The organism is Acidovorax sp. Root217, assembly GCF_001428645.1.
Classification (GTDB): domain Bacteria; phylum Pseudomonadota; class Gammaproteobacteria; order Burkholderiales; family Burkholderiaceae_C; genus Acidovorax.
In genome coordinates, this window is record NZ_LMIH01000012.1 from 886,705 (window position 1) to 904,638 (window position 17,934).

A 17,934-nucleotide genomic window follows, 5' to 3' on the forward strand; every position below is an offset into this window, starting at 1 on the left:
AGAATGCAAAAGGGGAGCCACTCTGGCTCCCCTTTGTCGCATGGTGCGGTCGGTGCGCGATCAGTCTGCGTTCAGGCTTTCGGCCCAGGTCAGGGCCTGCAGGTGGGCCCAGTTGACCTGGCGGTTCGACAGGTGCAGGGCTTCTGCCGTGCGGGCAAACACCACTTCGTCGCCGCTTTCGCAGGCCTTGGTGAGCTCCAGGAACGGGGCGAACACACCGGTGTTGTGCAGCAGCGCGTCGGTCACGGCCTGGGGCAGGGCCACGGATTCCAGGGCCTTCTCAATCGGCACGTTGAGCATGGTGTCCAGGAGCGAGAACACGCCCACCACGAAGGCGTTGTCGCACTCTTCGGGCGGCAGCAGTTCGGTGGCCAGCAGCTCCATCAGGCGGCCGCGCACCACGGCGGTCTGGCCCACGGCCGGCGGCGAGCCGTCGGCGCGCGAGGTAGTCATGAGCAGCGCCGCCCAGCGGAACAGCTTTTTCAGGCCGAGGATCATCACCGCGTGCCGGAACGAGGTGATCTCGCACGACAGGCCGAAGCCCGAGGAGTTGATGAAGCGCAGCAGGTTGAAGGACAGCGTGGGGTCCTTCTTGAGCAGGTCCTCGATCTCGGAGGTGCTGGCCTGTTTGCGCACCAGGTTGATCAGCTGGATGATGGTGGCCTGCGAAGGCCGGATGGTGGTGGCCTTGACCAGCGAGGGCTTGGCGAACCAGAAACCCTGGAACAGCTTCACGCCCAGGTCGAGCATCATCTTGAACTGCTCGGGCGTCTCCACCTTTTCAGCCACCAGCGTGGCCTTGGCGTAGTTGCCGGCAAACTTGACCAGCGGGCCTGCCAGCTCGGGCTTGAAGGCCTGCATGTCCAGCTTGATGTAGGCCGCCAGCGGCATCCAGCTGGCATAGGCCCGGCGCAGGGCATGCTGGTTGAACGCCAGGCGAAAGCCACGGGCGCGCAGCGACTCGAGCACGGGAACGCGGCCGTCGATCTCTTCCTGGGTGGCACTGTCGGGCAGCGGGGGCACTTCGAGCACCACCTTTTCGGGGTGGATCAGCTCCAGGTGGCCGCCCGCCAGGCTGTCGTGCGTGCAGTTGATGAAGACGGTCTTCTTGCCCACCAGGGCCTCGGTGCCTGCGTACGACAGGGCGTTGAACAGCAGGGCGGCATCGCTGGCGGCGGTGTGCGAGGCGGTGGCGGTGGAGCGGTCGAACAGCTCGTAGCCATACACGGCGCGGTGCTGGTCCACGATGGGCTGGCGCGCAATGATGGCCAGATTGCTGTCTTCGACGTTCTCCTGGGTCGGATCGACTTCGGAGGCGGCTTGTTCAGGGGTGGTCGACATGGGCGCTTGGATAGGGATAGACAGAGAGGGCTACTGGATCGGATTCTAGACCCGCTGCAGTAATCCTTCTGTATGCATCTTGCACGTCTCTCGACCGCAGGGTCAATCCTCGGTCAGTCCTCGGTCAATTGGTCGGCCCAGGCCAGGGCCTGCAGGTGGGCCAGGTTGATCTGCTGGCTGGACAGGTGCAAGGTGCCGGCGGCGCGGTCGAAAACGGCGTCGTCGCTGGACTCGCAGGCCTCGGCCAGGTTCAGCAGGTCACCGAGGAAGCCCTCGCGGCGCAGCAGGGCCGCAGCGGATGCGTCGGGCACGTTGAGCAGGCCGATGGCCGATTCCATGGGGATGGAGAGCATCACGTCCAGCAGGGAGAAGATGCCCACGACGAAGGCCTGGTCGGCCTCGTCGGGGGGCAGGGTCTCCAGCGCCAGCAGTTCCATCAGGCGCCCGCGCACCACGGCGGTCTGGCCCACGGACGAGGGCGCGCCGCTGGTGCGCGAGGCCGTGAGCAGCAGGGCTGCCCAGCGGAAGAGCTTTTTCAGGCCCATGAGCATCACCGCCTGGCGGAAGGAGGTGATCTCGCGGTTCATGCCGAAACCGGCCGAATTGATCAGGCGCATGAGGTTGAAGGCCAGGCCCGCATCCTTCTTGAGCACCTCTTCGATCTCGTCGGTGCTGGCCTGTTGGCGCACCAGGTTGATCAGCTGGATGATGCTGCTTTGCGCCGGCGTGAGCAGTTTCGCCTCGACCAGTGCTGGGCGGGCGAACCAGTAGCCCTGGAACAGCTGCACGCCCTGGGTGGAGACCGTGTCGTACTGCTGGGCGGTTTCCACCTTCTCGGCGATCAGTTCGGCCTGGGAGTGGCGCCCGGCATAGCTGATCAGCACCGCCAGCTGGTCGACCGCCAGCACCGACAGGTCGAGCTTGATGTAGTCGGCCAGCGGCAGCCAGGGGGCATAGGTCGATTGCAGCACCGTATGGTTGAACGCCAGGTGAAAGCCGCGTTCGCGCAGGCCGCTGAGGATGGGCAGGCGGGCAGCCACCTCATCGGTTGCGGCGTGGCCCAGGGGCGGTATCTCCAGCACCACCTTGTCCGGGTCCAGCAGCTCCAGGTGGCCGCCCGAGAGGCTTTCGTGCGTGCAGTTCACGAAGATCAGCTTCTTGCCCACCAGCTCTTCGGTGCCCGCATGCGAGAGGGCATTGAAGATCAGGATCACATCGCTGGCCGCCGTGTGGGCGGCTTCGGTGCGCGAGCGGTTGAACAGCTCGTAGCCGACCACGATCTGCTGGCCATTGACGATGGCCTGGCGCGCGATCATTGCCACGGAAGACTGGCCAGGCGCAGGCCGGGCTGGGTAGGTGGTTCCATGGGCAGGGTGGGTGGACATGGATCGTGGATGCGTTGGCTGTGCATGAAGGGAGGGGGAACGCGAGGCATTGTAGGGAAGTTCGGGTGTCCGAGCAGCCTGCTCAGCCCTGCTGGAGCCACAGGAGCTCGGTGTCGGTGAAACCGGCTGCGCGGCGGGCGGCATCGTTGAACGGCGGCTTCAGGCGCGGCGCCTCGTATTGGCGCGCCAGCACGCTGTAGTGCGCCTCGGGCTCCAGCCCCTGGCGCGTGCACAGCCAGCGGTACCAGTGGTTGCCGATGGCCACGTGGCCCACCTCGTCGCGCAGGATGATCTCAAGGATGTCCACGGCGGCCAGCGCATCGGGCGAGCCCACCTGGCGCAGCTTGCGCTGGATCTGCGGGGTGGCATCCAGGCCGCGCGCCTCCATCGTGCGCGGTACCAGAGCCATGCGCGCCAGGACATCGTCCTGCGTCTTCTCGCACATGGTCCACTGGCCCTGGTGGGCCGGGAAGTCGCCATAGTCATGGCCGTGCGTGCGCAGGTGTTCGCGCAGCAGGTTGAAGTGGGTGGCCTCCTCGGCCGCCACGCGCAGCCAGTCCAGGTAGTAGGCGCCGGGCATGCCATCGAAGCGCCAGACGGCGTCGAGCGCCAGGTTGATGGCGTTGAACTCGATGTGGGCGATGGCGTGCAGCAAAATGGCCCGGCCTTCGGGCGTGGCGGGGGAGCGGCGGGCCAACTCGGTGTGCCGCAGCAACACCGGGCGCTCCGGGCGACCGGGCAGCACGCCTGGTTCCGTAGGGCCTTCAGGGGCTTTGTCTGCTATTGAAAGCTGAGCGGCCTGCGCGTGCAGGCTCAGCGACTGCGCCGCTTTTTGTTCGGGGTCTGTAAGGCACAAGACCTGCAGTGCACGTTGGCGTAGCTCCATCCTTACAATTCTAGGCCCTGCCATCTGCAACGCCGCAAACGCTTTGTAACCATTGGCAGGCCCCGATGCGGGCAATATTTTCTTTCTGTCTGGAGTCTGCGGTATGGCGATTTACGAACTCGATGGTGCGATTCCCCAGGTGGCCGCTTCGGCCTGGGTGGCCGACAGCGCCCAGGTCATGGGCAACGTGGTGCTGGGCGAGGACGCGAGCGTCTGGTTCGGCACCGTGGTGCGTGGCGACACGGAAAGCATCACCATCGGCGCCGGCTCCAACATCCAGGATGCCAGCGTGCTGCACGCCGATATCGGCAAGCCGCTGGTGGTGGGCGAGCGCGTGACGGTGGGCCACCAGGTCATGCTGCACGGCTGCACCATCGGCGACGAGTCGCTGATCGGCATCGGGGCCATCGTGCTCAATGGCGCCAAGATCGGCAAGCACTGCCTGGTGGGCGCCGGCGCGCTGGTGACCGAGGGCAAGGAGTTTCCCGATGGCTCCATGATCATCGGCAGCCCCGCGAAGGCGGTCCGCGAACTGAGCCCCGAGCAGATCGAGGGCCTGCGCCAGAGCGCGCAACACTACATCGACAATGCGCGCCGCTTCCAGAGCGGCCTGCACCGGATCGGCTGATGCGGATTGGCCTTCCACCGTATAACGTCGTTGGGGACCCTTGCCGTGCTACAGCACTGTCTGCGGCTCCCCGCCTGGTTATCCGATTGAATGCCAATCCGCATGGGAGCACCTCTCCACCGATCCTTGTATTTACCTGGAACCCTGCTTAGTGTCTGAACTCCACAAATTCCTCTTCGATGGCCTGCCTGTGCGCGGCATGCTCGTGCGCCTGACTGACGCCTGGACCGACATCCTGGCCCGGCGTGCCGGCAACTCGGCCACCGGCGCCTACTCCGCCCCGGTCACCGAACTGCTTGGCGAGATGGCGGCGGCGGGCGTGCTGATGCAGTCGAACATCAAGTTCAATGGCGCGCTGGTCCTGCAGGTGTTTGGCGACGGGCCGGTGAAGCTGGCCGTGGCCGAGGTGCAGTCCGACCTCTCCCTGCGCGCCACCGCCACCGTCACCAGCGAGGTGCCGGCCGATGCGCGCCTGAGCCAGATGGTGAACGTGGGCGGCGGCGGGCGCTGCGCCATCACGCTCGACCCCAAGAACCGCCACCCCGGCCAGCAGCCCTACCAGGGCGTGGTGCCGCTGCACGGCGACCACCACGAGAAGCTCGATCGCCTGTCGGACGTGCTGCAGCACTACATGCTGCAGTCCGAGCAGCTCGACACCGTGCTGGTGCTGGGCGCCAACGACAAGGTGGCGGCGGGCCTCTTGATCCAGCGCATGCCCATCAAGGGCGAGGGCAATCTGGCGGCGGGCCTCACGCACCGCGAGAACGAAGACCAGATCGGCCACAACGAAGACTACAACCGCATCGCCCACCTGGCCGCCAGCCTGACCCGCGAGGAACTGCTGAGCCTGGACGTGGACACCATTCTGCGCCGCCTGTTCTGGGAGGAGAAGCTGGTGCGCTTCGAGCCCCAGCAGGGCGAGACGGGCCCGCGCTTTGCGTGCACCTGCAGCCGCGAACGCGTGAGCGCCATGCTGCGCAACCTGGGCGCAGAGGAGGCCGAGAGCATCCTGGCCGAGCGCGGCGAGATCGAGGTGGGCTGCGAGTTCTGCGGCCAGCAGTACCGCTTCGATGCGGTGGATGCGGCGCAGATCTTCGTGGAGCCGGCCATCATCCAACCGCCAGCGCCCACGGGCATGCAATAGGGGCGGTGGCCGCCGCACCGGGCTGGCCATCTGACCATCGTTGACAATCGCGGCCGGCACGTGCAGCGCGGCGGGTCTACCATCAAGGCCTGTTACAAAGGGCTGTCATGGGGTTTCTGAGTCGCGTCATGGGCATGGGTGCCCGCCACAGGGGAGTGCCGCCACTGGCGCTTTGCGAAAGCTCGCTCGCGCAGGACTCCCGGCGTGCCGACACGGTGCTGGCCGTGCTCGACCTGGACGCCGCCATCAACGCCCACGAGCGCTGGAAAGAGCGGCTGATGGACTACCTCGAAGGCCGCTCCTCCAAGGGGCTGGACCCGGCCATGGTGCGCCGCACCGACCAGGACGCCCTGGGCCGCTGGCTGCACGGTGTGGGTGCCGAACTGCTGGGCGACCGCCCGGCCTTCACCCTGCTGGTGGCGCGCCACGAGTATTTCCACGAACAGGCCGCCACCATTGTCGAGCTGGCGCAGCAGGGCGAATGGCCGCGCGTGGTGCAGGTGCTCAATGGCGGCTACCGCCACGGCTCCAGCCAGGTGGTGTTGCTGCTCAAGGAGCTCAAGCGCAGCCTGGCGCAGGAGGCCGGGTCAGCGCAGTGAACAGCCGGTGCTCGCACACCGGATCGCTGCATTTTTCGCACCCATATGCGCGTAGACGGACCGCGCGGGATTCGTTGGCCTGCACGGCATCGCTTTCAGGCACGCCCAGCACGGCGCCTAGCGCTCGCAAGGCGCTGGCCAGACGGGCCGGCCCTGTTCCATACACCACCCGGTAGGGAACGCCCGCCGCATTGAGCGCCGCGCGCAGCTGCGCGTCGGCCGCCTGCTGCGCGGGCTGCTGGTCTGGCGGGCAGGGCAGGTCCAGGCCCATTAGCAGTGCCATGGAGGCGGTCTGGTCCAGGGCGGAGAAGTCCGCCAGCACGACCAGAGTCACGGGTGTGGAGGAGGGCGTGGCGGCCAGGTGCGCCGCCAGGGCGTCGGCCAGAGCCTGTGCGCCGGTGCCGGGCGCGCCCAGCAGCACGATCTTCAAAGGCACGAGAGGGGGCCGTGAGAGGGCGCTGACACCGCTCAGCGCGGCGTGAACTGCACGTAGATTTCGTTGGGCCTGACCATGCCCAACTCGCTGCGCGCCTTTTCCTCGACCATGTCCAGGCCCTCCTTGAGGTCATGCACCTCGGAGGTCAGGCGCTCGTTGGCCTGCTGCGCCTGTGCGTTGGCGGCCTTTTGCACGTCGATCTGGCGCTGCATCTCGTTCACGCGCGGCAGGCTGCCGCGCCCCAGCCACAGCTGGGCGTGCACGGCTGCCAGCAGGGCCAGCAGCACAACGGGAACAAGGCGGTTGACCATGGCGCTTCAGCTTACCAGCCACGCACCATGGCCACCGCGCCGCCCCGTGGGGGGCGGGCGGCGCGCAACAGGGCGGGCGGCCGGGCCGGCATGCGGGCAGAGGTCAGCGCAGGTTGTAGAACGCAGCGCGGCCGGGGTAGTGGGCGATGTCGCCCAGGTCTTCCTCGATGCGCAGCAGCTGGTTGTACTTGGCGATACGGTCCGAGCGCGACAGCGAGCCGGTCTTGATCTGGCCGGCGTTGGTGCCCACGGCGATGTCGGCGATGGTGCTGTCTTCGGTTTCGCCCGAGCGGTGCGAGATCACGGCGGTGTAGCCGGCGCGCTTGGCCATCTCGATAGCGGCGAAGGTCTCGGTCAGCGTGCCGATCTGGTTGATCTTGATCAGGATCGAGTTGGCGATCTTCTTGTCGATGCCTTCCTTGAGGATCTTGGTGTTGGTGACGAACAGGTCGTCGCCCACCAGCTGCACGTTCTTGCCCAGGCGATCGGTCAGGATCTTCCAGCCATCCCAGTCGCCTTCGTGCATGCCGTCTTCGATGCTGATGATGGGGTACTTGTCGCACCACGATGCCAGCATGTCGGTCCACTGTGTGGCCGTGAGCTTCAGGCCACCTTCGCCTTCGAGCACGTAGTGGCCGTCCTTGTAGAACTCGCTGGCCGCGCAATCGAGGCCCAGGGCGATCTGCTCGCCCGCCGTGTAGCCGGCGGATTCGATGGCCTGCAGGATCAGCACGATGGCCGCTTCATGGTTCTCGACGCTGGGGGCAAAGCCGCCTTCGTCGCCCACGGCGGTGCTGATACCCTTGTCGTGCAGGATCTTCTTCAGTGCGTGGAACACCTCGGCGCCCCAGCGCAGGGCTTCGCGGAAGGTGGGTGCGCCCACGGGGATGATCATGAACTCCTGCAGGTCCAGGCTGTTGTTGGCGTGTGCGCCGCCATTGATCACGTTCATCATGGGCACGGGCAGCTGCATGCTGCCCATGCCGCCCAGGTAGCGGTACAGCGGCAGGCCGGATTCTTCGGCGGCTGCACGGGCCACGGCCATCGAGACCGCCAGCATGGCGTTGGCGCCCAGGCGGCCCTTGTTGTCGGTGCCATCCAGGTCGATCAGCGTCTTGTCCAGGAAAGCCTGCTCGGAGGCATCCAGGCCCAGCACGGCTTCGGAGATCTCGGTGTTGATGTGCTCGACCGCCTTGAGCACGCCCTTGCCGAGGTAGCGGCTCTTGTCGCCGTCGCGCAGCTCGATGGCTTCGCGGCTGCCGGTGGAGGCGCCCGAAGGCACGGCCGCACGGCCCATCACGCCCGACTCCAGCAGCACGTCGCATTCGACGGTGGGGTTGCCGCGGCTGTCCAGCACTTCGCGGCCTACGATGTCAACAATGGCACTCATGATCTTCCTTGAGGGTTTTTGAAATTCATCCGGACGGGCAGGCAGGAGGGGCAAACCACCTGCGGTGCCTGGCGCCGCCGCGCGTCGGTCGCGATTCTATGCTACCGATTTGATAGTGTTCGGGGCAGGTGCGGTACGTACCGGGTACGTATTGCGGCCTGCGGTGGCTATACGCCTTCTACGCAGACCATGCGCATGATGGCGGCGCCTTCGCGCGCCGCCTTGGCTTTCTGGTATTCGGGCGTGTCATAGAAAGCGCGGGCCGCTTCGAAGCTCGGAAACTTGAGGATCACGGTGCGGCCGGGGTTCCAGTCGCCTTCCAGCACTTCGACCTTGCCACCGCGCACGCAGACTTCGGCGCCATGGGCCTGCATGGCGATGGTGCTCCACTTGCGGTACTCCTCGTACTGTGTGGGGTTGGTGACGGTGACCGATGCGATGACGTAACCACTGCTCATGTCTCAGGCTCCAAAGTTGTTTTCGAGAAAACCGTTCTTCTTGGTGATGCCGTCCAGCGCCACCAGCGTCTCCAGCAGCGCCTTCATGTGCTTGAGCGGCACGGCGTTGGGCCCGTCGGACAGGGCGTTGGCCGGGTCCGGGTGGGTTTCCATGAACAGGCCGGCAACGCCCACGGCCACGGCCGCGCGTGCCAGCACCGGCACCATCTCGCGCTGGCCGCCGCTGCTGGTGCCGTTGCCGCCGGGCAGCTGCACCGAATGCGTGGCGTCGAACACCACCGGGGCGTTGGTCTCGCGCATGATGGACAGGCTGCGCATGTCCGACACCAGGTTGTTGTAGCCAAAGCTCGCGCCACGCTCGCAGGCCATGAAGCTGTCCTCGGGCAGGCCGGCGTCCTTGGCGGCAGCGCGGGCCTTGTCGATCACGTTCTTCATGTCGTGCGGCGCGAGGAACTGGCCCTTCTTGATGTTCACCGGCTTGCCCGACTGCGCCACGGCACGGATGAAGTCGGTCTGGCGGCACAGGAAGGCCGGCGTCTGCAGCACGTCGACCACCTTGGCGGCCTCGGTGATGTCGTCCTCGGTGTGCACGTCGGTGAGCACCGGCACGCCCAGGTCCTTGCGGATCTTGGCCAGGATTTCCAGGCCCTTGTCGCGGCCCGGGCCGCGAAAGCTGGTGCCCGAAGACCGGTTGGCCTTGTCGAAGCTGCTCTTGAAGATGAACGGAATGCCCAGGGCGCCCGTGATCTCCTTGAGCTGCCCGGCCACGTCCATCTGCAGTTGCTCGGACTCGATCACGCAGGGGCCCGCGATGAGGAAGAAGCGGTGTGTGAGGCCGACATCAAAGCCGCAGAGTTTCATGGCAGGGTCTCTTCTTTTCTGGATGGGTTGTGCCGATCAGGCCGCCACGGCGGGCTGCTGCAGGCTCTTTTGGTGCTCCACCGCCGCCTTGATGAAGGCATTGAACAGCGGGTGGCCGTTCCAGGGGGTGGACTTGAACTCGGGGTGGAACTGCACGCCGATGAACCAGGGGTGCACGCTCTTGGGCAGCTCGACGATCTCGGTGAGCTGCTCGCGCTGCGTCAGTGCCGAGATCACCAGGCCCGCCTTGCGCAACTGGTCCAGGTAGTTCACGTTGGCTTCGTAGCGGTGGCGGTGGCGCTCGGTCACGATGTTGCCGTAGATCTCGTGCGCCAGCGTGCCGGCCGAAACGTCCGAGCTCTGCGCGCCCAGGCGCATGGTGCCGCCCAGGTCGGAGTTCTCGTCGCGCTGCTTGATGGTGCCGTCGGCGTCCTTCCACTCGGTGATCAGGGCGATCACGGGGTGCGGCGTGGCAGGCTCGAATTCGGTGCTGTTGGCGTCCTTGAGGCCGGCCACATGGCGCGCATACTCGATGGTGGCCACCTGCATGCCGAGGCAAATGCCCAGGTAGGGCACCTGCTGCTCGCGGGCAAAGCGGGCGGTGCTGATCTTGCCTTCCACCCCGCGTGCGCCAAAGCCGCCGGGCACCAGGATGGCGTCGTACTTGGCGAGCTTCTCGGCCGCGTCGGCGGCGTTGATGGTCTCGGAGTCCACGTGCTCGATCTTCACGCGCACGTGGTTCTTCATGCCGGCGTGGCGCAGCGCCTCGTTCACCGACTTGTAGCTGTCCGACAGGTCCACGTACTTGCCGACCATGGCGATGGTGACCTCGCCCTGTGGGTGCTCGGTTTCGTACACCAGTTGGTCCCAGCGCTTCAAGCTCGTGGGCGGCGTGTTCAGGCGCAGCTTGTCGCAGATCAGGCCATCAAGTCCCTGCTCGTGCAGCATGCGCGGCACCTTGTAGATGGTGTCCACGTCCCACATGCTGATCACGCCCCACTCGGGCACGTTGGTGAACAGCGAGATCTTGGCGCGCTCGTCCTCGGGCATGCGGCGGTCGGCACGGCACAGCAGCGCGTCGGGCTGGATACCGATCTTGCGCAGCTCCTGCACGGTGTGCTGGGTGGGCTTGGTCTTGAGCTCGCCGGCCGCGGCGATCCACGGCACGTAGGTCAGGTGCACGAAGGCGGCATTGTTCGGGCCGAGCTTGAGGCTCAGCTGGCGCACGGCTTCGAGGAACGGCAGGGACTCGATGTCGCCCACGGTGCCGCCGACTTCCACGATGGCCACGTCCACGGCGTCATCGGTGCCGACGCCTGCGCCGCGCTTGATGTACTCCTGGATTTCATTGGTGACGTGCGGGATGACCTGCACGGTCTTGCCCAGGTAGTCGCCCCTGCGCTCCTTTTCCAGCACGCTCTGGTAGATGCGGCCGGTCGTGAAGTTGTTGGTCTTTTTCATGCGCGTTTCGATGAAACGCTCATAGTGACCCAGGTCGAGATCGGTTTCGGCGCCATCGTCCGTGACGAACACTTCGCCATGCTGGAACGGTGACATGGTGCCCGGATCCACGTTGATGTACGGGTCGAGCTTGATGAGGGTGACTTTGAGGCCCCGCGATTCGAGGATCGCGGCAAGGGAGGCTGAGGCGATTCCCTTGCCCAGGGAAGACACCACACCGCCGGTGACGAAGACAAATTTGGTCATGTCTTTTTTGGTGGTGGGAAATTGGGATTATAGATGGCCGCCCGGCACCGGGCCTGCCAAGGTCTTTCAAAGCCATGCACCGGCAGGCTGGCCGTCTGCTAAATTCGCGCCCATGAATGAGCTTGCTGGCAAACACATTGTTCTGGGACTGAGCGGAGGCGTGGCTTGCTACAAGTCGGCCGATTTGTGCCGCCAGCTGATCAAGGAGGGCGCCACCGTGCAGGTGGTGATGACCGAGGCGGCCGCGCAGTTCATCACGCCGGTGACCATGCAGGCCCTGTCGGGGCGGCCCGTGTACGGCTCGCAGTGGGACGCGCGCGAGCCCAACAACATGCCCCACATCAACCTGAGCCGCGAGGCCGACGCCATCCTGATCGCGCCCTGCAGCGCCGATTTCATCGCCCGGCTCGTCGAGGGCCGCTCCGACGAGCTGCTCAGCCTGCTGTGCCTGGCGCGCCCCATGGACCGTGTGCCGCTGCTGCTGGCGCCCGCCATGAACCGCGAGATGTGGGCCCACCCCGCGACCCAGCGCAACCTGGCCCAGGTCGCGAAAGACGGCGCCCGGGTGCTCGGCGTGGGCAATGGCGACCAGGCCTGTGGCGAAACCGGCGACGGCCGCATGCTGGAGCCGCTGGAGCTGCTCGACGAATTGATCGCCTTCTTCACGCCCAAGCCCCTGGCCGGGCGCAAGGTGCTGATCACGGCGGGCCCGACCTTCGAGGCCATCGACCCGGTGCGCGGCATCACCAACCTGTCGAGCGGCAAGATGGGCTTTTCCATCGCCCGTGCCGCGCGCGAAGCGGGTGCAGAGGTGACCCTGGTGGCTGGGCCCGTGCACCTGCCCACGCCGCGTGGCGTGCAGCGGGTCAACGTGCAGTCGGCCCAGCAGATGCTGGCTGCGGTGATGGCGCTGGCGCCCACGTCCTCGGTGTTCATCGCCACGGCGGCCGTGGCCGACTGGCGCCCGGCCACGCAGGCCGATGAAAAGATCAAGAAGGACGGCTCGGGCCAGGCCCCGACGCTGGCCTTCGTCGAGAACCCCGACATCCTGGCCACCGTGGCCCGGTTGCCAGAGGCGCTGTCCGGCGAACTCTATTGCGTGGGTTTTGCAGCAGAGAGCCACGACCTGCTGGCCCATGCCACAGCCAAGCGCCTGCGCAAGAAAATTCCGCTGCTGGTGGGCAACATCGGCCCTGCCACCTTCGGCCAGGACGACAATGCCCTGCTGCTGGTGGATGAGCATGGCCACCGCGAACTGCCCCTGGCGTCCAAGCGCTCCCTGGCGCAGCGCCTGGTGGCCGAGGTGGCTGCGCGGCTGCCCGCGCGGCGCGGCTGATGGTTTTTCGCCCATTTCTTGAGCCCTGCGGGGAGGCCCTATGACGATGCACTCGATCAAGCCCGAATGGGACACCCCGCCCAATGGCGACTTCGCCAGCTATGTGGAGCGGCTGAGCGCATCCCAGGCACTGCAGTCGGGGCGGGCGCAGGCGGCCCATTCCGCGCAGGTGACGCAGCAGCATGCATTGCCCGGCGGCGTTGCGCCCGGGTCCGCGCAGGCGGCCGCCCGCCAGGGCGGCGCCAGCCCGGCGCCGCTGGCCGTGGCCTTGCCGCCCGATCTGCTGAAAGTGGTCGCGCCCTTCATCGGCCTGGTGCGCATCGCCCGCACCCTGCTGGCCGTGATCGCCGCGGTGCATGCGCTCACGCTGCTGATGGCGGGTCAGGGCTCATGGTTCGTCTTGGCGGTGATGGCCGGCCTGTGGTGGTTCATGGGCATTGTGGTCAATGCCGCGTCGGCAGGCACCGTGGTGGTACTGCCCGCGGCCGTGAAGGAGCGCCAGCGGCAAGCAGCCCAGCAGCGCAAGACAGGAAACAAGAAGTGAAGATTGACGTCAAGATTCTCGACCCGCGCATGGCGGACCAGTTGCCCACCTACGCCACACCCGGCAGCGCGGGGCTCGACCTGCGGGCCTGCCTGGATGCGCCGCTCACCCTTGAACCCAATGCCTGGCAACTGGTGCCCACGGGCATATCCATCTACCTCAAGGACCCCGGCTACGCCGCACTGATCCTGCCGCGCTCGGGCCTGGGGCACAAGCACGGCATCGTGCTGGGCAACCTGGTGGGCCTGATCGACAGCGACTACCAGGGGCAGCTCATGGTGAGCGCCTGGAACCGCAGCAGCACGGCCTTCACGCTCGAGCCCATGGAGCGGCTGGCGCAACTGGTCATCGTGCCCGTGGTGCAGGCGCAGTTCAACGTGGTGACCGAGTTCACCGCGACGGAGCGCGGCGAAGGTGGTTACGGCTCGACCGGCAAGGCCTGACCCCACGCCTGCCATTTGTCATCTTCTGAACAAACGCTTGCGGGCGGCCTGGCAGGCTTCCTATCCTGTAGGTGATGGCTGACGCGGCCTCCCGCTGCCGGATGGCGCCGGGAACCCTTGGCCGGTGATTCAATCTCAGCATGGTCGGGCAAGGACCGCTGCGCTGGTGCAGTTGGTCGCCCGCCGAGATCCATTTCCAGGAGATTGCAATGAACAAGACGACCCGTATCGCCACGCTGACTGGCTCCCTCATCCTGATCGGGAGCCTGGCCGCTTGCGGTGCTCCCCCGCGTTCGCAGGAATACTACGCCGGCGGCGGCTACCAGACCCAGGCGCCGGTCTACTCGTCTTCCAACCCGGTTCCCACCGAGTTTGGCCGCGTGGCGAATATCGAGGTGATGCAGTCCCAGGGCCAGGGGCGCACCTCGGGCGCCGGTGCCATCATCGGCGCTGTGGTCGGCGGTGTGATCGGCAACTCGATCGGTGGCGGTTCGGGCCGCGCCGCAGCCACGGCCGTGGGCGTGCTCGGCGGTGCGGTGGCCGGCAATGCAGTCGAAGGGCGCAACAACAGCGGGTACACCCAGGCGTACCGGGTCTCCATCCAGCTGGATCATGGTGGCTACCGCGCCTATGACGTGCCATCGCCCGGCGACCTGCGCGTAGGCGATCGCGTGCGCCTGTTCGACGGCCAGATCTCGCGCATCTGATCCATCCGGCGACCGCTCGCGCTGCGAGCAACGAACGGGCCCTCTTGAGGGCCCGTGGTCGTTCAGTGCAGCAGGTCGTTCCCGGGTGCCTGGGGCTGAACGCGGAAGAACCCGGTTCCCGCACTACCCTGGCCGATTTCGTCTTCGGTGGCTTCGCGCACCGACTGCACCGTGAGCTGCAGGCGCAGCGCGATGCCCGCCAGCGGGTGGTTGCCATCCAGCACCACATGCTCGGGGTAGATCTCGGCCACCGTGTACAGCACGTCGCGCGGTGCGTCGGGGTTCACGCCTTCGGGCAGGGCTGCGCCATCGAAGGTCATGCCTTCCTCGATTTCCTGCGGGAACAGCGAGCGCGGCTCCAGGAACAGCAATTGGTCGTTGAAGTCGCCAAAAGCGTCCTCGGGCTCCAGGTGCAGCGCCACCGAGGCGCCTGCGCTGTGGCCCTGCAGGGCCTCTTCGATACGGGGCAGCAGATCATCGCCCCCCACCAGGAACTCCACCGGCTCGTCGAGCACGTCGAGTTCCTCGCCAAGGGTGTCCTTGAGGATCCAGGTCAGGGCGACCACACATTGTTCGGTAATTTCCATAGGAGAATTGTCGCAGTTTGACCAACCGCCCTGCAATGGGCCACACAGTACCCATGGACGCCCACCAACCCCTGACCCTTCTGGGCGGACTCACCCCTGCCCAGTTCATGCGCCGCCATTGGCAGAAAAAGCCGCTCCTGGTGCGCCAGGCGATCCCGGGCTTCACGGCACCGGTGCAGCCTCGTGCACTGTTCGACCTGGCAGGCCAGGAGGGGGTGGAGTCGCGCCTGGTGCAGCAGGTCAAGGGCGTCTGGAAGCTTCGCCAGGGGCCGTTCACGCGCCGCGCGCTGCCCTCGCTCAAGCAGCCCGACTGGACGCTGCTGGTGCAGGGCGTGGACTTGCACGACCAGGGCGTGCATGCGCTGATGCAGCAGTTCCGCTTCGTGCCCGAGGCGCGGCTGGACGACCTCATGATCAGCTACGCCAGCGATGGCGGCGGCGTGGGCCCGCACTTCGACAGCTACGACGTGTTCCTGCTGCAGGCCCATGGCCGGCGGCGCTGGCGCATCGGCCGCCAGAAGGACCTCACGCTCAAGGAGGGCATACCGCTCAAGGTGCTGGCGCAGTTCGAGCCCGAAGAGGAGTTCGTGCTGGAGCCCGGCGACATGCTCTACCTGCCGCCGCGCTATGCCCACGACGGCATTGCCGAGGGTGAGTGCATGACCTATTCCATCGGCTTTCGTGCGCCGGCTCGGGCAGAACTGGCCAACGAGCTGCTGGTGCGCCTGACCGAAGAGGCCGAGGACGGCGATGCCCGCGTGCTCTACCGCGACCCGCGCCAGGAGGCGGTGGAGCAGCCCGCGGCCATCCCTGCCAGCCTGCAGGACTTCGCGCGCGAGGCATTGGCCCGGGCCCTGGCCGAACCGCTGGCACTGGAGCGCGCGCTGGGCGAGTACCTGACCGAGCCCAAGCCCAACGTCTGGTTCGACCCTGATGCATCGGGCGCCATGATCGAGGGTGTGGTGCTGGACCGCCGCACCCGCATGATGTATGACGCGCAGCATGTGTTCATCAACGGCGAGAGCTACCGCGCCGCTGGCCGCGATGCCACGCTGATGCGCCGCCTGGCTGACCACCGGCGCCTTACCGAGCGGGAGCTGGCGCGCGCCAGTGACGACGCGCTGGAGCTGATTTCGTCCTGGTGCGATGCAGGATGGGCTCATTCCTATACCGAGGACACCGAGGAGGACTGACCGTGACGCACGATCCCAGCAACCCACCGCCTGCCGCTTTGCCGGGCGAGCTGCCTTCGGGCCGCTTCGCCAGCCGCGAGACCTTTATCCAACTGGTGCGCGATGCGCTGGCCACGGCGGCGCGCGACGGCTGGGAGGAGATCGTGGTCAGCGATGCCCATTTCCATGACTGGCCCCTGGGCGAGCGTGCGGTGGTGGAGTCGCTGCAGGCCTGGGCGCGCACGGGCCGGCGCTTCACCATGCTGGCGCGCTCGTACGACGAGGTGATCCGCCGCCATGCGCGCTTCGTGCGCTGGCGCGGCACCTGGGACCACATCATCACCTGCCGGCGCAGCGCCTCGGCCGACCCGCTGGACATTCCCAGTGTGCTATGGTCGCCGCAATGGGTCATGCACCGGCTGGACCCGGAGCGCTGCGTGGGCGTGACGGGCCGCGAGCCCGAGCGCCGCGTGCTGGTGCGTGAGACACTCAATGAATGGCTGCACGGAAAAAGTGCACCGGGCTTTCCTGCATCGACGCTGGGCCTGTAGGACAAACGCCCGACTTGGTGTTTCCAGGCCTTGCACCATGTGAAGGCACGGTAAACCTTGCATCCGTGTTAGTCAGTATTGACTAAATGCCAATATAATCGGCGGCTGCGCCGAAATGGTGCTACTCAAGTGCACTGTGCCAATGCGCAAAGGCTTTTTTGGAGCCGGGCGCTGTGGCTTTTCAAGATTCTGTCTGTCCCAACTAGGAAAAATCGCAATGAAGAACTCTCTCGTTCTGGCCGCCCTGATCGCTGCTGCTGCCCTCGCCGCTTGTGGCAAGAAGGAAGAACCCGCTCCAGCACCAGCACCCGCACCCGTGGTGGTTCCAGCTCCTGCTGCTGATCCAGCACCTGCAGCTGCCGCTTCCGAAGCAGCTTCTGCCGCTTCGGACGCCGCTGCCGCTGCCAACGCAGCTGCCACGGCCGCTACCGCTGCTGCCAGCGCTGCTTCGAACTAAGCACGCCTGAACCCTGGCCGCGCCACGGCGCCGGCCTTTGGTTCGGAAGCCCTGCCCTCGTAAGAGAGCAGGGTTTTTTTTCGCCTGCGTTGCTCAGAACAGCGAGGTGGCCGGGGGTGGCGGCGACAGGTGGCCGCAGGGCACGGGCTGCTCTCCCACGGTCAGCCAGCCCGTCCCCTGGGCCTGGTCGGCCACCACGATGAGCTCCGGTGCCCATTGCAGCGCGCCCGCAAGCGCCAGCCGGGCCAGGTCGGGCGTGTTGTTGCGCGCGCTCAGGTGGGCGGCCACCACCCACTGCAGGCCATCGTGCCGCACGGCCTGCACGATGGCGGCGCTGGCGTGGTTGGCCAGGTGGCCATAGGCGCCGCCCACGCGGCGCTTGAGGAAGGCCGGGTAGGCCGAGGCCGCCAGCAGGTCGGGGTCGTGGTTGGCTTCGATGAACAGGGCGTGGCAGCCCTGCACCTGCTGCAGCACATGGGGTGTGGCGTGGCCCAGGTCGGTCAGCAGAGCCAAGTGCATGGCGCCATCGCTGCAGCGCAGCTGCAGGGGCTCGCGCGCATCGTGTGGCACGGTGAAGGGCTGCAAGGACAGCGGCCCCAGCGCAATGGCCTGCATGTCGCAGGCCAACTGCAGCAGCCCGTCGAAATCCGGCGCGCCGATGGCCATGTGCGTGCCTTGGCTCATCCACACCGGGATGCGGTGGCGCAGGGCCAGCAGGTGCGCGCAGCCGATATGGTCCGAATGCTCGTGGGTGATGAACACGCCGTCGATCTGCCCCAGCTGCAGGCCAGCCGCAGCCAGGCGGGTCTGCAGCTGGCGTATGCCCAGCCCGCAATCGACCAGCAGGCGGCGCGTGTGCAGGCCATCGCTGGCCTCCACGATGGTCGCATTGCCGGCACTGCCGCTGGCCAGGTTCTTCAAACGCAGCATGTGGAAATGAATTGCGCCTGGGCCCCACCCCGCAGGGTGGCGTCCAGGCGCATGCAGTCAG

The 17,934-nt window shown here is 66.6% G+C and carries 20 protein-coding genes; 9 read left to right on the forward strand and 11 right to left on the reverse strand.

Features of this window, described 5'->3' with window-relative positions; translation table 11 throughout:
- Positions 1–60: 60 nt before the first annotated feature.
- The 3 genes from ASE31_RS14125 to ASE31_RS14135 form a co-directional block, all read right to left on the reverse strand.
- Complete coding sequence (locus tag ASE31_RS14125; protein WP_057202232.1) at positions 61–1,341, reverse strand: EAL and HDOD domain-containing protein; 1,281 nt, start codon at positions 1,339–1,341, stop codon at positions 61–63.
- Between the two features lie 113 nt (positions 1,342–1,454).
- Positions 1,455–2,726, reverse strand: a complete 1,272-nt coding sequence (locus tag ASE31_RS14130; RefSeq protein ID WP_057202233.1) for an EAL and HDOD domain-containing protein — start codon at positions 2,724–2,726, stop codon at positions 1,455–1,457.
- An 82-nt stretch (positions 2,727–2,808) separates the two neighbouring features.
- Positions 2,809–3,612: a ferritin-like domain-containing protein gene (locus ASE31_RS14135; RefSeq protein WP_057202235.1), complete on the reverse strand. Its 804-nt coding sequence runs from the start codon at positions 3,610–3,612 to the stop codon at positions 2,809–2,811.
- Between the two features lie 103 nt (positions 3,613–3,715).
- On the opposite strand from ASE31_RS14135, the gene ASE31_RS14140 reads away from it, so the two are divergent.
- From ASE31_RS14140 to ASE31_RS14150, 3 genes are all read left to right on the forward strand, one after another.
- Positions 3,716–4,240: a gamma carbonic anhydrase family protein gene (locus ASE31_RS14140; protein WP_057202237.1), complete on the forward strand. Its 525-nt coding sequence runs from the start codon at positions 3,716–3,718 to the stop codon at positions 4,238–4,240.
- A gap of 151 nt (positions 4,241–4,391) precedes the next feature.
- On the forward strand, positions 4,392–5,384 hold the full coding sequence (locus ASE31_RS14145) for an Hsp33 family molecular chaperone HslO (RefSeq protein WP_057202239.1): 993 nt from the start codon (positions 4,392–4,394) through the stop codon (positions 5,382–5,384).
- A 107-nt stretch (positions 5,385–5,491) separates the two neighbouring features.
- Entirely contained in the window at positions 5,492–5,983 is a 492-nt protein-coding gene (locus ASE31_RS14150; RefSeq protein ID WP_057202241.1) for a CZB domain-containing protein, read from the forward strand.
- Here the strand turns inward: ASE31_RS14150 and ASE31_RS14155 are convergent.
- The 6 genes from ASE31_RS14155 to ASE31_RS14180 all read right to left on the reverse strand — a co-directional run bounded on the left by ASE31_RS14155 (position 5,943) and on the right by ASE31_RS14180 (position 11,146).
- Complete coding sequence (locus ASE31_RS14155; protein ID WP_157412466.1) at positions 5,943–6,419, reverse strand: hypothetical protein; 477 nt, start codon at positions 6,417–6,419, stop codon at positions 5,943–5,945. The two genes, ASE31_RS14150 and ASE31_RS14155, sit on opposite strands and share 41 nt — an antisense overlap.
- Positions 6,420–6,451: 32 nt before the next feature.
- A complete protein-coding gene (locus tag ASE31_RS14160) occupies positions 6,452–6,730 on the reverse strand; it encodes a septum formation initiator family protein (protein ID WP_057202245.1) in 279 nt (92 codons plus the stop codon).
- A gap of 103 nt (positions 6,731–6,833) precedes the next feature.
- Complete coding sequence (gene eno, locus ASE31_RS14165) at positions 6,834–8,120, reverse strand: phosphopyruvate hydratase (protein ID WP_057202247.1); 1,287 nt, start codon at positions 8,118–8,120, stop codon at positions 6,834–6,836.
- A 167-nt stretch (positions 8,121–8,287) separates the two neighbouring features.
- Complete coding sequence (locus ASE31_RS14170; protein ID WP_007859228.1) at positions 8,288–8,578, reverse strand: DUF1330 domain-containing protein; 291 nt, start codon at positions 8,576–8,578, stop codon at positions 8,288–8,290.
- Positions 8,579–8,581: 3 nt separating this feature from the next.
- Positions 8,582–9,439 carry a 3-deoxy-8-phosphooctulonate synthase gene (gene kdsA, locus ASE31_RS14175; RefSeq protein ID WP_057202249.1) on the reverse strand — a complete coding sequence of 286 codons (858 nt, stop codon included), beginning with the start codon at positions 9,437–9,439 and terminating at the stop codon, positions 8,582–8,584.
- 36 nt (positions 9,440–9,475) lie between these two features.
- A complete protein-coding gene (locus ASE31_RS14180; protein ID WP_057202251.1) occupies positions 9,476–11,146 on the reverse strand; it encodes a CTP synthase in 1,671 nt (556 codons plus the stop codon).
- 112 nt (positions 11,147–11,258) lie between these two features.
- Here ASE31_RS14180 and coaBC point away from each other — a divergent pair, with 112 nt between their 5' ends.
- From coaBC to ASE31_RS14200, 4 genes are all read left to right on the forward strand, one after another.
- Positions 11,259–12,482, forward strand: a complete 1,224-nt coding sequence (gene coaBC, locus ASE31_RS14185; protein ID WP_057202253.1) for a bifunctional phosphopantothenoylcysteine decarboxylase/phosphopantothenate--cysteine ligase CoaBC — start codon at positions 11,259–11,261, stop codon at positions 12,480–12,482.
- 40 nt (positions 12,483–12,522) lie between these two features.
- Positions 12,523–13,026, forward strand: coding sequence for a hypothetical protein (locus ASE31_RS14190; RefSeq protein ID WP_057202255.1), 504 nt, complete (start codon positions 12,523–12,525; stop codon positions 13,024–13,026).
- Entirely contained in the window at positions 13,023–13,469 is a 447-nt protein-coding gene (gene dut, locus ASE31_RS14195) for a dUTP diphosphatase (protein ID WP_057202257.1), read from the forward strand. The genes ASE31_RS14190 and dut overlap by 4 nt, the downstream gene beginning before the upstream one ends.
- A 209-nt stretch (positions 13,470–13,678) precedes the next feature.
- On the forward strand, positions 13,679–14,176 hold the full coding sequence (locus ASE31_RS14200; protein WP_057202259.1) for a glycine zipper 2TM domain-containing protein: 498 nt from the start codon (positions 13,679–13,681) through the stop codon (positions 14,174–14,176).
- 62 nt (positions 14,177–14,238) lie between these two features.
- On the opposite strand, the gene ASE31_RS14205 is transcribed toward ASE31_RS14200, so the two are convergent.
- Complete coding sequence (locus ASE31_RS14205) at positions 14,239–14,763, reverse strand: peptidylprolyl isomerase (RefSeq protein ID WP_057202261.1); 525 nt, start codon at positions 14,761–14,763, stop codon at positions 14,239–14,241.
- A gap of 53 nt (positions 14,764–14,816) precedes the next feature.
- Here ASE31_RS14205 and ASE31_RS14210 point away from each other — a divergent pair, with 53 nt between their 5' ends.
- Positions 14,817–15,956 (forward strand): cupin domain-containing protein, encoded by a 1,140-nt coding sequence (locus ASE31_RS14210; RefSeq protein WP_057202263.1) that lies wholly within the window; start codon positions 14,817–14,819, stop codon positions 15,954–15,956.
- Positions 15,957–15,958: 2 nt separating this feature from the next.
- The gene (locus ASE31_RS14215) at positions 15,959–16,486 is read left to right on the forward strand and encodes a hypothetical protein (protein ID WP_157412467.1); all 528 of its coding nucleotides are present in this window, start codon (positions 15,959–15,961) and stop codon (positions 16,484–16,486) included.
- 550 nt (positions 16,487–17,036) lie between these two features.
- On the opposite strand, the gene ASE31_RS14220 is transcribed toward ASE31_RS14215, so the two are convergent.
- The gene (locus tag ASE31_RS14220) at positions 17,037–17,873 is read right to left on the reverse strand and encodes an MBL fold metallo-hydrolase (RefSeq protein WP_057202268.1); all 837 of its coding nucleotides are present in this window, start codon (positions 17,871–17,873) and stop codon (positions 17,037–17,039) included.
- Positions 17,874–17,934 lie beyond the last annotated feature (61 nt).

Excerpts from the sequence above, each read along its gene's own strand:
- ASE31_RS14135 (WP_057202235.1), bottom strand. The coding sequence starts at position 3,612 with ATGGAGCTACGCCAACGTGCACTGCAGGTCTTGTGCCTTACAGACCCC.
- ASE31_RS14130 (WP_057202233.1), bottom strand. The coding sequence starts at position 2,726 with ATGTCCACCCACCCTGCCCATGGAACCACCTACCCAGCCCGGCCTGCG.
- ASE31_RS14180 (WP_057202251.1), bottom strand. The coding sequence starts at position 11,146 with ATGACCAAATTTGTCTTCGTCACCGGCGGTGTGGTGTCTTCCCTGGGC.
- coaBC (WP_057202253.1), top strand. The coding sequence starts at position 11,259 with ATGAATGAGCTTGCTGGCAAACACATTGTTCTGGGACTGAGCGGAGGC.
- ASE31_RS14160 (WP_057202245.1), bottom strand. The coding sequence starts at position 6,730 with ATGGTCAACCGCCTTGTTCCCGTTGTGCTGCTGGCCCTGCTGGCAGCC.
- ASE31_RS14205 (WP_057202261.1), bottom strand. The coding sequence starts at position 14,763 with ATGGAAATTACCGAACAATGTGTGGTCGCCCTGACCTGGATCCTCAAG.
- ASE31_RS14190 (WP_057202255.1), top strand. The coding sequence starts at position 12,523 with ATGACGATGCACTCGATCAAGCCCGAATGGGACACCCCGCCCAATGGC.
- ASE31_RS14140 (WP_057202237.1), top strand. The coding sequence starts at position 3,716 with ATGGCGATTTACGAACTCGATGGTGCGATTCCCCAGGTGGCCGCTTCG.
- ASE31_RS14220 (WP_057202268.1), bottom strand. The coding sequence starts at position 17,873 with ATGCTGCGTTTGAAGAACCTGGCCAGCGGCAGTGCCGGCAATGCGACC.
- eno (WP_057202247.1), bottom strand. The coding sequence starts at position 8,120 with ATGAGTGCCATTGTTGACATCGTAGGCCGCGAAGTGCTGGACAGCCGC.
- ASE31_RS14150 (WP_057202241.1), top strand. The coding sequence starts at position 5,492 with ATGGGGTTTCTGAGTCGCGTCATGGGCATGGGTGCCCGCCACAGGGGA.
- ASE31_RS14200 (WP_057202259.1), top strand. The coding sequence starts at position 13,679 with ATGAACAAGACGACCCGTATCGCCACGCTGACTGGCTCCCTCATCCTG.
- ASE31_RS14210 (WP_057202263.1), top strand. The coding sequence starts at position 14,817 with ATGGACGCCCACCAACCCCTGACCCTTCTGGGCGGACTCACCCCTGCC.
- kdsA (WP_057202249.1), bottom strand. The coding sequence starts at position 9,439 with ATGAAACTCTGCGGCTTTGATGTCGGCCTCACACACCGCTTCTTCCTC.
- ASE31_RS14125 (WP_057202232.1), bottom strand. The coding sequence starts at position 1,341 with ATGTCGACCACCCCTGAACAAGCCGCCTCCGAAGTCGATCCGACCCAG.
- ASE31_RS14170 (WP_007859228.1), bottom strand. The coding sequence starts at position 8,578 with ATGAGCAGTGGTTACGTCATCGCATCGGTCACCGTCACCAACCCCACA.